16 protein-coding genes are annotated in these 13,044 nt (G+C 69.8%); 5 read left to right on the top strand and 11 right to left on the bottom strand.

Going from position 1 to position 13,044, the window contains the following annotated elements; all coding sequences use genetic code 11:
* Nucleotide 1 precedes the first annotated feature (1 nt).
* Nucleotides 2-676, top strand: a complete 675-nt coding sequence (locus SNE34_RS05085; protein ID WP_332615290.1) for a DNA-3-methyladenine glycosylase family protein — start codon at nt 2-4, stop codon at nt 674-676.
* A gap of 159 nt (nt 677-835) precedes the next feature.
* Here the strand turns inward: SNE34_RS05085 and SNE34_RS05080 are convergent, their stop codons facing one another.
* The 5 genes from SNE34_RS05080 to SNE34_RS05060 all read right to left on the bottom strand — a co-directional run bounded on the left by SNE34_RS05080 (nt 836) and on the right by SNE34_RS05060 (nt 4,056).
* Nucleotides 836-1,648: a M15 family metallopeptidase gene (locus tag SNE34_RS05080; RefSeq protein WP_332615288.1), complete on the bottom strand. Its 813-nt coding sequence runs from the start codon at nt 1,646-1,648 to the stop codon at nt 836-838.
* Nucleotides 1,649-1,719: 71 nt separating this feature from the next.
* Complete coding sequence (locus SNE34_RS05075) at nt 1,720-1,899, bottom strand: DUF4177 domain-containing protein (protein WP_332615286.1); 180 nt, start codon at nt 1,897-1,899, stop codon at nt 1,720-1,722.
* Nucleotides 1,896-2,084 carry a type II toxin-antitoxin system antitoxin gene (locus tag SNE34_RS05070; RefSeq protein ID WP_332615284.1) on the bottom strand — a complete coding sequence of 63 codons (189 nt, stop codon included), beginning with the start codon at nt 2,082-2,084 and terminating at the stop codon, nt 1,896-1,898. The genes SNE34_RS05075 and SNE34_RS05070 overlap by 4 nt, the downstream gene beginning before the upstream one ends.
* A 99-nt stretch (nt 2,085-2,183) precedes the next feature.
* Nucleotides 2,184-3,044: an SPFH domain-containing protein gene (locus SNE34_RS05065; RefSeq protein WP_332615282.1), complete on the bottom strand. Its 861-nt coding sequence runs from the start codon at nt 3,042-3,044 to the stop codon at nt 2,184-2,186.
* A gap of 67 nt (nt 3,045-3,111) precedes the next feature.
* Nucleotides 3,112-4,056 (bottom strand): hypothetical protein, encoded by a 945-nt coding sequence (locus tag SNE34_RS05060; RefSeq protein WP_332615280.1) that lies wholly within the window; start codon nt 4,054-4,056, stop codon nt 3,112-3,114.
* 105 nt (nt 4,057-4,161) lie between these two features.
* Between SNE34_RS05060 and purT the strand changes: the two genes are divergently transcribed.
* Nucleotides 4,162-5,364, top strand: coding sequence for a formate-dependent phosphoribosylglycinamide formyltransferase (gene purT / locus SNE34_RS05055; RefSeq protein WP_332615278.1), 1,203 nt, complete (start codon nt 4,162-4,164; stop codon nt 5,362-5,364).
* Nucleotides 5,365-5,402: 38 nt separating this feature from the next.
* Entirely contained in the window at nt 5,403-5,852 is a 450-nt protein-coding gene (locus SNE34_RS05050) for a hypothetical protein (RefSeq protein WP_332615276.1), read from the top strand.
* 12 nt (nt 5,853-5,864) lie between these two features.
* Here the strand turns inward: SNE34_RS05050 and SNE34_RS05045 are convergent, their stop codons facing one another.
* On the bottom strand, nt 5,865-7,001 hold the full coding sequence (locus SNE34_RS05045; RefSeq protein ID WP_332615706.1) for an endonuclease/exonuclease/phosphatase family protein: 1,137 nt from the start codon (nt 6,999-7,001) through the stop codon (nt 5,865-5,867).
* A 125-nt stretch (nt 7,002-7,126) separates the two neighbouring features.
* A complete protein-coding gene (locus SNE34_RS05040; protein WP_332615275.1) occupies nt 7,127-7,876 on the bottom strand; it encodes an arginyltransferase in 750 nt (249 codons plus the stop codon).
* Between the two features lie 128 nt (nt 7,877-8,004).
* Between SNE34_RS05040 and SNE34_RS05035 the strand changes: the two genes are divergently transcribed.
* Nucleotides 8,005-8,547: an EF-hand domain-containing protein gene (locus SNE34_RS05035; RefSeq protein ID WP_332615273.1), complete on the top strand. Its 543-nt coding sequence runs from the start codon at nt 8,005-8,007 to the stop codon at nt 8,545-8,547.
* Nucleotides 8,548-8,648: 101 nt separating this feature from the next.
* Here SNE34_RS05035 and SNE34_RS05030 read toward each other — a convergent pair whose 3' ends face one another.
* The 4 genes from SNE34_RS05030 to SNE34_RS05015 all read right to left on the bottom strand — a co-directional run bounded on the left by SNE34_RS05030 (nt 8,649) and on the right by SNE34_RS05015 (nt 12,417).
* Complete coding sequence (locus SNE34_RS05030) at nt 8,649-9,818, bottom strand: RNA polymerase sigma factor (protein ID WP_332615271.1); 1,170 nt, start codon at nt 9,816-9,818, stop codon at nt 8,649-8,651.
* Between the two features lie 75 nt (nt 9,819-9,893).
* The gene (locus SNE34_RS05025) at nt 9,894-10,757 is read right to left on the bottom strand and encodes an efflux RND transporter periplasmic adaptor subunit (protein ID WP_332615269.1); all 864 of its coding nucleotides are present in this window, start codon (nt 10,755-10,757) and stop codon (nt 9,894-9,896) included.
* 3 nt (nt 10,758-10,760) lie between these two features.
* On the bottom strand, nt 10,761-11,657 hold the full coding sequence (gene tesB, locus SNE34_RS05020; RefSeq protein WP_332615267.1) for an acyl-CoA thioesterase II: 897 nt from the start codon (nt 11,655-11,657) through the stop codon (nt 10,761-10,763).
* Nucleotides 11,658-11,814: 157 nt separating this feature from the next.
* Complete coding sequence (locus tag SNE34_RS05015) at nt 11,815-12,417, bottom strand: N-acetylmuramoyl-L-alanine amidase (protein WP_332615263.1); 603 nt, start codon at nt 12,415-12,417, stop codon at nt 11,815-11,817.
* A 101-nt stretch (nt 12,418-12,518) separates the two neighbouring features.
* On the opposite strand from SNE34_RS05015, the gene SNE34_RS05010 reads away from it, so the two are divergent.
* A complete protein-coding gene (locus tag SNE34_RS05010) occupies nt 12,519-13,043 on the top strand; it encodes an alpha/beta hydrolase (protein WP_332615260.1) in 525 nt (174 codons plus the stop codon).
* Nucleotide 13,044 lies beyond the last annotated feature (1 nt).

Raw genomic sequence — 13,044 nt, 5'->3', positions numbered from 1 at the left:
GATGCCACGCCACTCGCGCGGATTCGACACCGAAGTGGCCCACGCCCACCTGTCCCGGCGTGACCGCAAGCTCGGCACCTGGATGCGTCGGATCGGCGCGATCGACGCCGATCCGCGCTGGCGCAAGCCGTTCGACCCGGTCGATGCGCTCGCCCGCGCGATCCTCTACCAGCAGCTCAGTGGCAAGGCCGCGGCGACGATCGTCGGCCGGGTCGAGGCGGCGATTGGCAGTGACCGCTTCCATTGCGACACCCTCGGCCGCTGCGACGACGCGACCCTGCGCGGTTGCGGGGTGTCGGGCAACAAGCTGCTGGCGCTGCGCGACCTGGCGCTGCGCGAGTCGGCCGGCGAGATCCCGACCCTGCGACGGATGGCGACGATGGACAACGACGCGATCATCGCCGCGCTGGTGCCGGTACGCGGGATCGGCCGCTGGACGGTGGAGATGATGCTGATGTTCCGCCTTGGTCGGCCCGACGTGTTGCCGATCGACGACCTCGGCATCCGCAAGGGCGCGCAGATCGTCGACAAGCTCGACGCGATGCCGACGCCGAAGCAACTGGCGCAGCGCGGCGAGCGCTGGGGGCCGTATCGCAGCTATGCGAGCTTCTACCTGTGGCGGGTTGCTGACTTCGCGATGGAAACGAAAGCGCCGACCAAGCGTTCGCAGGACTGAGGCGGCACGACGACGACTCGTTTTGCCCGGGATGGTTCGGGCTCTTGTAGGAGCGGCTTCAGCCGCGATCGGATGATAGGTCGCCCGCGCCGGCTCCACGATCGCGGCTGAAGCCGCTCCTACAGAAACACCGACATCTGCGATCCAGAGCCACCGCTTCTAGTGCGCTGCGTCGGCAGGATTCCAACGCCAGTGCCACGGTTCGTAGACGATGCCGTGGGGGTTGTCGCGCGGGTAGCTCATGGCGAAGCCGTAACCGCCGGCGTTGGCGGTCAGCCAGTCGAACGCGGGGGTCTGCTCGAACGTTTCCTCGGCCGGCAGCTCGCCGGGAGTGCCGATGTCGAGCGCCAGACCGGAGTGGTGCTCGCTGTAGCCGGGCGCGGCGTTGACCGCGAGGATCTCGTCGACGCCAAGGCCGCGCGCCAACTTCCGCTCGAAGATCCCCAACTGGTAGTCGTGGCTGCGGTAGCCGGAGATCGCCTCCAGCACCACGCTGTCGCGCAGGGCCGCGGCTTGCAGGTGTTTCCACGCGCGCGCGGCGTTGACATGCAGCCACAGCGGGCGACGGTAGCGGTCGAAGCCGGCGAACGCGAGCCAGTCGGGCTCGGCGACCAGCGCAAGGCCGGTGCGCTCGGCGTAATCGCCGTCGATGCCGAGCTGGTCGAGCCGCTCCTGCAGCCGGTCCAGGGGCAATTCGCCGACCCGCTCGATCCCGGGGCGGCGGCGCGCGGGATGCAGCTCGAGCGCGTCCAGCGCGGCATCGATGCCGGGTTCGTGCATCAGCCGATGGACCAATGGCAGCACGCCCTCGCGCAGGTCGACCGCGAGGTATCGGCCATCACGCTTGCGCCGCAGCACGTGCCGCGCGCGCGACAGGGCGCGCGCGTCGTGATTGCTGCGCGCGCGCAGCAAGCCGTGTGGCCAGAGTTCGATCTCCGGCGTATTGATCAGAATGTCGGGCTGGCCACGCATGCGCTCAGGTTAGCCGCAGCCGGAGCAGGGCGCCACGCGCGGCAACCGACCGGTTCACGTGGTGCAGGCGGTCAGGCCTCCTTCTTGAGGATCAGCCGCACCTGGTCGAATGGATTGACCTGGTTGGCCGACACCAGCTCCCAGCCATCGCGGCCGAGGCGGTCGAGTTCCTCGCGCAGGCGTTCTGCCATCGATGGGCCGAGCATGTTGGGGCTCAGTTCCACCACTTCATAAATCCATCGGCTACTCATGGCGTGTCGTCCTTATTGGGCGATGGGCGGGGGGAGGCCGGCAGGCGCCCGGCCTTGCGCAGGGCATCGCGCAGCACATATTCGATCTGCGCGTTGAGGCTGCGCAACTCGTCGTCGGCCCAGCGCTGCGCCGCGGCGAGGACCTCGGCGTTGATGCGTAGCGGATAGGCTTTCTTTTCGGCCATGAATGCTTGGTTCCCTGTAGGAGCGGCTTCAGCCGCGATCTGGAATCGGTCGCCGGCCAGGCAGCCGATCGCGGCTGAAGCCGCTCCTACAAAGGCGGGTCAGTAAAGCGAGCCGGTATTGACGATCGGCTGGGTCGCGCGGTCGCTGCACAGCACCACCAGCAGGTTGCTGACCATCGCCGCCTTGCGCTCCTCGTCGAGCTGGACGATGTCGTTCTTCTGCAGCTCCTCCAGTGCCATCTCGACCATGCCGACCGCGCCGGCGACGATCCGGGTGCGCGCGGCGATCACCGCGTTGGCCTGCTGCCGCTGCAGCATCGCACCGGCGATTTCCGGGGCGTAGGCGAGGTGGCTGATGCGCGCGTCGATGACGTCGACGCCGGCGGTGGTCAGGCGCTCGTCTAGTTGCTGCTTGAGGTGATCGGAGATCTCGACCGGGTGGCTGCGCAGCGAGACCTGGTCCTCGTGGCTGTCGTACGGATAGCTGGTCGCCATCGCCCGCAGCGCGGCCTCGGACTGGATGGTGACGAAGCTCTCGTAGTCGTCGACGTTGAACACCGCCTCGGCCGAGTCGACCACCTTCCAGACGATCACCGCGGCGATCTCGATCGGGCTGCCTTCCAGCTCGTTGACCTTGAGCTTGCCGCTCTCGAAGTTGCGCACCCGCAGCGAGACCTTGCGCTTGATGTAGAAGGGGTTGTTCCAGCGCAGGCCGCTTTCGCTGACGGTGCCGACGTACTTGCCGAACAGGCTCAGCACCGCGGACTGGTTGGGCTCGACCATGTACAGGCCGACCAGGCAGAAGATGGAGATCGCGGCGATGGGCACGGCGGCGATGATCGGGGTGATGCTGGCGTCGCGGGCGCCGCTGAAGAACAGCCAGGCCGCGCCCAGCAGGGCGACGATCAGCACCAGCAGCAACGGGATGCCGGGCAGCGAACGGATCGGGTTCTCTTTCATGGCGGGTTCTCGCGGTCAGTTGCGATTATTTGATATCAATTTGATATCAAATACAAGCGACCGCCGGTCAGGGAGTGATCCGGTACAGCGGCGCCGGGATGAATTCGCCGGTCGCGTAGAGGCTGCCCCCGTCGGCGGCCCAGCCCAGCGCTTCGGCCTGCGGCAGCCACGGCAGCACGCTGACCCTGGGCGCCTGCGCGACCGCGTCGGCCCAGTTGGCACCTTCGGCCCGCGGGAACAGCAGCAGGTGGCGGTAGGTCATCACCGCTAGGGTGCGGCCATCGGGCGATAGCGATGCCGCGGTGACCTGACTGTCGATCCGGGCGCGCCGGGGTGCGCGCTTGAGCCGCTCCGGATCCGGTGCCGGCACGCCGCTGAGGGTGCCGAGGCGCTGGGCGGTCAGCAATTCGCCGGCGGGCGGGCGCAGCGGCAGCGAGAACAGCTCCGGCGGCTGGCGCTTCTTAGACACCAGCAGGATCTCGCCGCGGCGCGCGTCGACCGCCACCGCCTCGCAGTCGCGGGCGCCGTCGGGCCAGCGGAACGCGATCGACCAGGCCGGTTGCAGGCGTGCGTTCTCGAGCGTCGCCGGCTCTTCGACCACGTGCAGTTGCAGGGTCCGGCGCAGGCCGCCGTTGTCGCCGGTGTCGGCGATCAGCAGGTAGCGCTTGCCGTCGAACTCGAACGCGGCCAGATCCTCCCAGTCGGTCTTGGTCACGCCCTCGACGCGGAACGTCGCCAGCCGGCCGCCGCGGTCGTTGACCGCGAACAGGCGCGGCGGGTTGCCGCCGTCATCGTGCAGCCACAGCACGTCGTCGTGCCGGTGCGAGGCGGCCAGGCCGCTGATCTCGTCGAGCTGCAGGTCCAGCAATACCCCGGACAACTCGGCATGGGGTTGACCTTCGTCCTCCACGTCGTCGGAACGGGCACAGCCGCCGGCGACGAGCGCCAATACCGCCGGCATCGCGATGGCAACAATGGATCGGGACAGCGAGGCGGGCAGGCGTCGGCGCATCGGCGAAGCATCGCACGCGGCCCGCCGCGCCCGAAACCTCGGCGCCGATCCCGTTGGCCCGGAAGCTAAACTAGGCAACGACCTCGAAAATCGATTGGAACCTGCATGACCACCCTTGGCACGCCGCTGTCCCCGCATGCGTTTCGCGTCCTGCTGCTCGGTTCCGGCGAGCTCGGCAAGGAGGTCGCGATCGAGCTGCAGCGCTTCGGCGCCGAGGTCATCGCGGCCGACCGCTACGCCGACGCCCCGGCGATGCAGGTCGCCCACCGCAGCCACGTCATCGACATGCTCGACGGCGCCGCGATCCGCGCGCTGGTGGCGCAGGAACGGCCGCAGCTGATCGTGCCGGAGATCGAGGCGATCCACACCGAAACGCTGGTCGCGCTGGAGCACGAGTTCGCCGAGCGCGGCAGCGATACCCGGGTGATCCCGACCGCCCGCGCCGCGCGGTTGACGATGGACCGCGAGGGCATCCGCCGGCTCGCGGCGGAAACGCTGGGCTTGCCGACCTCACCCTACCGTTTCGTCGACACGCTGGAGGATTACCGCGCCGCCGTCGCCGAGATCGGCCTGCCGTGCGTGATCAAACCGGTGATGTCGTCATCGGGCAAGGGCCAGTCGCTGGTGCGCACCGAAGCGGACATCGACACCGCTTGGCAATACGCCCAGACCGGTGGCCGCGCCGGCGCCGGGCGGGTGATCGTCGAGGGCTTCGTCGACTTCGACTACGAGATCACCCTGCTGACCGTGCGCCACGCCGGCGGCACCAGTTTCTGCGCGCCGATCGGTCATACCCAGGCACACGGCGACTACCGCGAGAGCTGGCAGCCGCAACCGATGTCGCCCCGGGCGCTGGAGCGCGCGCAGCAGGTCGCGCGTGCGGTCAGCGACGACCTCGGCGGCTGGGGCGTGTTCGGCATGGAGTTCTTCATCAAGGGCGACGAGGTCTGGTTCAGTGAGGTCTCGCCGCGGCCGCACGACACCGGCCTGGTGACGCTCATCGGCCAGGACCTCAGCGAGTTCGCCCTGCATGCGCGCGCGATCCTGGGACTGCCGATCCCCGTGATTCGCACCCATGGTGGCGCTTCGGCGTCCTGCGCGGTGCTGGCCGAAGGTCACGGGGTGCCGGTGTTCTCCGGTGTCGATGCCGCGCTGGACCGGCCCGACACCCAGTTGCGCCTGTTCGGCAAGCCGCGGGTCGAAGGCCAGCGCCGGGTCGCGGTGACGCTCGCGTTGGGCGAGGATGTCGAGCAGGCGCGCGACAAGGCTTGTCGCGCCGCCGCCAAACTGAAGATCGAACTGCGCTGAAAACGCGTCCATCCGTTTTGCCCACGCAAGGAACCACGATGCCCGACAACAATGGTTACGCCGTGTTCTTCTACCCCAAGGCGCTCGAGGCGCTGGGCGAGGGCATCAAGCCCTACCTGCAGGACGGCCCCGCCGGCGTGCACATCGTCTGCCGCGAAGTCGATACCGGCGGCGCGCTGGTCAAGATGACGCTCGACGCGCGGACCACCGCCGGCGACACCATCCAGCTGGAGTTGCTGGTGCCGACCAGCATGGTGCTGATGATCGTGTCGGCGCGGACCGACGAGGCGTTCGGTTTCGGGCCGCGGATCGCGGTGGAGGCGGCGCGTCCGGCCGGTGAGGGCACTGGCGCGCAGGTCGAGGTGAAGGCTGGCGGCGCGGCGGCGAAGAAGCCGTCGAAGAAGATGCCGCCGAAGGCTGCGAAGAAGGCGAAGCCGGCCAAGTCCAAACCCGCCGGCGCGCCGCGCAAGCGTTCGAAGAAGAAGTAGGTCGCCGGCCGCTCAGCGCACCGGCGCGACGAGGTCGAGCCAGACCAGGTGGTGATCGCTGGCGCCGGCGATTGCCGCGTCGGGATCGCCTTCGTCCGGCCAGAACACCCCGCCGTCGCGCACCCGCAAGTTGGCGGACGGCAGCACGTAATCCAGCCGCAGGGTGCCACCCTTGGGCCCGAAATCGCCGGTGTGGCTGCCGACGTCGCCATCGCGCGGCAACCCGCGTTCGGCGGCGCGCTCTACAGCACCGGCGCTGCGCGGCACGAAGCCGGCGTTGACCCGGGGATGCTCGAGCAACTGCGCGATCGCGCCGTGCACACCGTCGCCGTCGTCGGGGTCGGCGTTGTAGTCGCCGGCGATCACGAACCGTGCCTCGGTCGGCAAGCCGCCGCAGCGGCCAGCGTCGTCGCACAACCACTCGTGGGCACCGGGGCTGATGTACTCGGCCCACAGCCGGATCTCGTCGAAGTTGCGCAGGCCGTTGCGGTTCTCGGCGCCGTCGAACACCGGCGGGGTCGGGTGCGCCGCGAGCAGGTGGACGATGCCCAGCGGTGTCGCGATCGGCACGTCCCAGTGCGATTTCGACGACAGCCGCAATTGCGACCACACCTGTGGCGGATACCAGGCGGCGCCGGTCGCCGGGTCGCGCGGTTGCCGTGCGTCCGGCAGCGCGCTCCATTTCAGCTGCTGGAAAGTGCGCACGCCCGCTCGGTCGATCGGGTAGCGCGACAGCACCAGCATGCCGTACTGGCCAGGATGCAGGCCGTAACCCCAGGCGTCGTTGCCGCGGTCGCGATCATTGCCGCCGGCGCGGCCGTTGCGGTCGAGATCGAGCCCGCTGGGCACGCCGGTGTTGACCGGGGCGAGGTAGCGGTACGGGTAGTGCAGCGGCTCGCCACCGCCGGTCTGGGCGACCTCGAGGTAGTCGCGCTGGAACAGGTCGGCCGCGCGCGCCTGCGGGTCGTAGTCGAACTCGTTGAGCAGGACCACGTCCGGCCGTACCCGCTGCAGCACCGCGGCAATCTTGCGCGCGTCGGGGTCGCCGGCCTGCAGTTGCGCGACCAGGCCACCGTCGGCGTCGTCGTACAGCGAGGTGTTGTAGGTGGCGATGCGCAACGGCGGGATCAGGTTCATCGATTCGGCCATGCGGTCGGCCCAGGCTTCGGGATCGCCCTGGACGTTGATCCGCACGCAGCCGGCGAGGGCGGTCGCAGCCAGCACGGTGACGGTGGTCGCGATGGCGACAAGACGCGTGAACGAACGCAGCAGGGTCAAACCGGATCTCCGACATCGAGGTCGCGCCAGTTGCGACCGTCAAACGCTTCCAGCGGGCGGAACCGTCGTTTGTAATCCATCTTGCGGTGGCCGTCGATCCAGTAGCCCAGGTACAGGTGCTGGCGGCCCTCGCGACGGGCCCATTCGAGCTGCTTGAGGATCGCCAGGGTACCCAATCCGCGGGCGTCGGCGTCGGGATCGTAGAACGTATACACCGCCGACAGCGCGGTTTCGATGACATCGGTGACCGCGACCGCGAGCAACCGGCCGCCGCGGGCGGCGGGCTCGCGCAACTCGATGAACCGGCCCTCGCTCCAGCGCCCGATCAGGAACTGTTCGAATTCGTTGGCGCCATGCCCGTCCATGCCGCCGCCCGGATGGCGCGCGGCGAGATAGCGGCGGTACAGCGCGAGCTGCTCGTCGGTGCGTTCGGCCGGCAACACCCGCAGTACCAGGTCGGCGTTGCGGGCCAGGCAGCGGCGCTGGCTGCGGTCGGGAACGAAGCCCGCGACCGGGATGCGCACCGCCACGCAGGCCCGGCAGCCGTGGCAATGCGGCCGGTAGACGATGTCGCCGGAGCGGCGGAACCCCCAGCCCAAGGCGAGCGGATACCAATGGGCGAGACGGGGGTCGCGCGGGTCGAGGACGAGGTCGCGGGCAAGACGATCCGGCCAGTAGCCGCACGGGTGCTCGCCGGTGTGGAACAGGCGCAGGTCGTCGAGGTCTTGGCCGGGGTCGGTGCCCATGGCGCCAGCATAGCGCCGCCGGTCGTGATGCTGGCGCGTGTGGGCGGTCACCCTGTCAACCGCGCTGCCATCCCCGCGTTGTCATTGGCACCGGCGCCATTCCGGCGCACGCGCAGGAGTTCCCCACGATGAATCGACGCATTGCCGCCCGTATTTCCGTCCTCGCGCTGGGCGTTGTCCTGGCCGGCGCGGCCCTGTCCATGCCGAAGGGCGATACCCGGGGTCCGGCGGCGACCACGCCGGCGACAGACCGCGACGGCGACCGCCGGCTGGAGAGGGCCGAACACCGCCGCCACGGGCATCACCGTCGTCACGGGATGGCCCGGGCGATCCGCCTGGATACTGATGGCGACGGCCGGGTCAGCACGATCGAGGCGAAATCGTCGCGCTGGGGCGAGCATTTCGCCGACATCGACCGCAACCGTGACGGCTACCTCGTGCGCAGCGAGCTGGGCGCGGCCGCCGAACAGCGCCGCCGCGAGTTCGCGGCGAAGCGTGCGCAGCGGTTCGAATCGAAGTTCAGCAGCGCCGATGGCAACCGCGACGGCCGCCTGAGCCGCGCCGAGGTCGAAGCCAACTGGCCGCATCGCGCGCGCGCGTTCGCCTTCCTCGACGAGGACCGCGACGGCTACCTCGTCCGCGCCGACCTGATGCCCCAGCGCCGACGCTGAGCCAGCCGCCAGCCGCCAGCCGCGGCAGCGCAAACCGACCCCCTTGCCCGTGCCGGTATCTCCGCGGCACGGGCTCTTTTTTCGAAAGCTCGAACCCGTCTTCAGAGCCGCCCCGAGCTGACGACTCCGAACACCAGCCCCCCGAAACCGGCAACGAACCCGATCGTCGCGCCGAGCCAACAGGTCCAGCGCTCGCGCCGGCGGCGGGCGGCGGCGGCCACCGGATCGCGCCGGGCCTCCAGCGCGTGCCGGCGGCGCAGGATGCGCGGCTGCACCACCATGGCCTGGTGGAAAACGATCGCCATGAACACCAGCGTCAGCAGCGTCGCCGAGACCCAGCCATCGTCGTAACGCACGATCACGATCAAGCCGATCATGAACCCGACCGATGCCAGTGCCGAAACCACCGAGCTGCGGACCAGGGCGAAACGCTCGACGTCGTCGATCGCACCCTTGAGCTGGCTGCGCAGGCCGAGCCAGATGCCGGCGAACGCCGCGACCAGGCCGATCCCGGTGCTGCCGGCGGCGCCGACCAGGATCTTGCCCAGGGTGCTACCGCCACCCGCTGTCGCCGCGCTGCCGAGGATGCCGGCCGCCGCGGCGGGCGGGCTGGCGACGGCAAGCGCGGTGGCGACCGTGCTAGCGAACCCGACCGACGGCGCCGAGGTGCGTGCGAACTCGCCGAACCGCACCAGCAACTCCGCGCGCACCGTCGCCCGGGCGCGAGACAGGCGCTTGCGCACGGCGGCGTCCGACAGCCCGAGCAGGTCGGCGACCTGTTGCGAGCGCTGGCCTTCGCGGTAATACAGCAGCAGGACTTCGCGGCTGTCGGCGGGCAGCGCCGAGATCAACTCGCTGGCGACCAACGCGCGCTCGTGCTCGATCAGTTGTTCGAACGGTTGCGGCTGCGGGTCGGCGGCGGCTTCGATCAGCTCATCGGCATCGCGCACCTCGCGCGGCAGTCGCTGCCGCTCGCGCAGGTGGTCGCGGGCGAGGTTGCGGGTGATCTGCCGCAACCACGGCAGGAAACTGGCCGGGTTCTGCAATCGCTTGAGGTTTTTCCAGGCGCTGAGGAAGGCTTCCTGGGCGATGTCCTCGCTGGCCGGCACATCGCGCACGATCGCCAGCGCGATCGCGGTGACCGGATTCTGGCAGGCGGCGACGATCCGACCGTAGGCATCGCGGTCGCCATTGGCGGCGGCCGGCAGCAGGCCGTGGATCAGGTGTTCCAGCGGCGGCCGGTCGAACGGCAGGGGTGCGACGGTGTTCATGGCATTCGATTCCCGTGGCCAAGCAAGTGCCCATCGATCAGGACGTCGCGGCGCACGGAATGTGACCGGAGCTACCTAGAACCCGGCCACCCCGCGGCTGCGCACGTGCTTGACCACGTCCACCACCTGCCAGCGCCCTTCGACCCGCGCGACCTCCAGGGTCTTGTAGCTGGCCCACATGCGGTGGTGGTAGGCGCTGTACTCGATGGTGCCGCGATCCGGCGCGGATGGCTTGAAGCCGCGGACCTCGACGATCATCGCCGGCTGCCCGGAGCGGCGATGGAAACTGCCGCGGTCCTCGTCGGCCAGCTCGACGCAGGCGGAGGCCTGCACCAGCTCCGCCTGCAGCGCCGGCAGCGCGTCGTGCAACGCCTGGATCAACTCGATCGAGGCATCGTCGTCGTCGACGCCGAGGCAGGCGACCTCGGTGTCCACCTCGGCCAGCTCGCTGGCGAACACCGCGTGCGCGACCGGCCGCAACGTCGCCGCGACCGATCCGTCGAACGGGCCTGCGGCCAGTTGCGGCACCGGCACCGGCGCGTTGAGGCTGCGCCACATCGCGATCCCGGCGATGGCGACGATCAGCACGATCAGGCCGACCTTGAACCGCCGCGCACGTTTCTGCGCCGGCGAGCGGTCGTCGGCGGTGGCTTCGGACTGGAAGCGGAAATTCGCGCTGGCATAGCCGTCCTCGGGCCGGGTCGAGTCGAGCAGCCCCGCCTCGCGCAGCAGCTCACGCGCCTGCATCTGCTGCTCCGAGCGCACCACCCACACCGCCGGCATCGGCTTGTTGCTGCGGTCGCTGTAGCTGAAGGTGCCGCGACGGTTGCCGTGGTAGGAGCGGCCGTCGGTGATGCGCACCTCGATCCCGGCATCGCCCAGCAGCCTGGCCACGCCTTCGACGTTTTCCAGCCGCTGGCTGCTGAAGACCTTGCGCATCGCTCAGTCCTTCGCCGGCACGAGGGCGGCGGCCCTGGCGTCGTCGACGACCCGGATCAATCCTTCCTGCGCGGTGCTGGCGACCAGCCGGCCCTCGCGGTCGTAGATCTGCCCACGGGCGAGGCCGCGCGAACCCTGCGCGCTCGGGCTGTCCATCGAGTACAGCAGCCAGTCGTCGGCGCGAAACGGGCGGTGGAACCACATCGCGTGGTCGAGCGAGGCCATCTGCACGTTCGGCTGGTAGTAGCTGATCCCGTGCGGGAAGGTCGCGGTGCCGAGCAGGTGGAAGTCGGACGCGTAGGCGAGCAGGGCGCGGTGCAGCTCCGGCGCATCGCCGACGCGCTCGTTGAGGCGGAACCAGAACTGCTGGTACGGCGGCCGCTTGGGTGGCTTGAGCTCGTCGCGCGGGTAGACGTGGCGGAACTCGAACGGGCCTTCCTTCGACAGCCAGCGCTGGATCTTCTCCGGCAACTCGGCCATGACCTTGTCGGGGACCGCGTGGCCGGCCTCGATGTCCTCCGGTTGCGGCACCTCGGGCATCGACAACTGGTGTTCGGCGCCGTCCTCGTCGCGCTGGAACGAGGCGGCGAGGAAGAAGATTGGCTGGCCGTGCTGGATCGCGGTCACCCGCCGCACCGAGAAGCTGCCGCCGTCACGCGTGCGGTCGACCTGGTAGACGATCGGCGCGGCGATGTCGCCGGCCTTGAGGAAGTAGGCGTGCAGCGAGTGCGCAGTGCGCGCCTCCCTCAGCGTCGCCTGCGCGGCCGACAGCGCCTGCCCGAGCACCTGTCCGCCGAACACGTACTTGGTGCCGATGTCACGGCTCTGGCCGCGGAACAGGTTGTCTTCGAGACGTTCGAGCGAGAGCAGTTCGATCAGCTCGGAAACGGGGGTGCTCATGCGCGGGGACGGCCGGTGCGGACAAGCTGGCGATTATAGCGGCCGGGATCGGGGAGCCGTCCCGCAGGCGCGGGTCCGCGCAATTGTAGGAGCGGCTTCAGCCGCGATCTGAAGTCGGCGCGGGCGGACAATTCCACGATCGCGGCTGAAGCCGCTCCTACACGGGCAGGCGCTGCAGATCGACCGCTGCCAACACCCGCGCCCACGGAAACCGCGGCCCCGGGTCGCGCTTGCGACGCACCTGCCGCGAAGCGTCGTCGCTGGCGGCGACCTCGATAGTGTCCAGGTCTTCGTGCCCGGCGATCCACCGCAAGGACGGCAGCCCGGCCTGGAGCTGCCGCAGCAGCGCGACCAGCGCAACCATCTGCGCCTCGGAATACGGCTCGTCCATCGCCTGCCGCCGTGAATCCAGCCAGTCCGGATAACGCCCGGTGTTGACCAGTTCGATGCCGACCGAGCGAGCGTTGTAGCCGCGGACGTGGTGGGCGACGCGGTCGAGGCCGACCCAGCGGTGCACGCTGCCGTCGCGGTCGATATAGAAATGGCCGCTGTTGCCAGTCCCGCCACCACCATCGGCGCGGACCTCGTACAGCACCCGCTCGCCGTACTCGCGCGCGGTGGCCAGGTCGGGCAGCTCGGTGCAATGGATCACCACGAGGTCGACCTGCGCCAGCTCGCGCGGCTCCAACCGGACCTCGTAGGGCAGCGGCTCGACCCGAATGTCGGGCGGGGTGGACGGCGACGGCGACTCGGGCGGCATGGCGCGGATGCTAGCATCGCGCGCATTCCCCACTGCGCGACGCGCGTGATGCGCCTCCGCGGCGCACCGGCGCCGCGCGCATTCTCCAGCGGACACCTTTAATGCGCGGACACTGCATCCTCTCCCACGGCTTCGAAAGCGGCCCCGACGCGACCAAGGTCACCGCCCTGGCCGAGGTCGCCGAGCGCCTGGGCTGGAGTTGCGAGCGGCCCGACTACACCGACCTGGACGGCAAGCGCGAGGTCAGTGATCTCGGCGACGTGCCGGCGCGGCTGCAGCGGCTGCAGGCCCTGGCGAGCGCCGCCGCCGCGCGCGGGCCGCTGGTGCTGGCCGGATCGAGCCTGGGCGCCTACGTCTCCGGCTTGGTGTCGCTGCAGGTGCCGGTCGCCGGCCTGTTCCTCATGGCGCCGCCGATCCGCATGGGCGAGGCCCATCCGTTCGATGCCGCCGGCGTGCCGACCAGCATCATCCACGGCTGGGACGACGAGCTGTGCCCCGGTGCCGAGGTCATCGAGTGGGCACGCGCGCGCCGCGCCCGGCTGCTGCTGGTCGACGACGGCCACCGCTTGTCCGACCACGTCGCCACCAGTGCCGGCGCCTTCGAACAACTGCTGGCGGGCCTCTGAG

The organism is Novilysobacter erysipheiresistens, from assembly GCF_036663935.1.
Taxonomy (GTDB): Bacteria; Pseudomonadota; Gammaproteobacteria; order Xanthomonadales; family Xanthomonadaceae; genus Novilysobacter; species Novilysobacter erysipheiresistens.
Note: the sequence above shows the minus strand (reverse complement) of the source record. Positions and strands in the feature narration are given on the sequence as shown.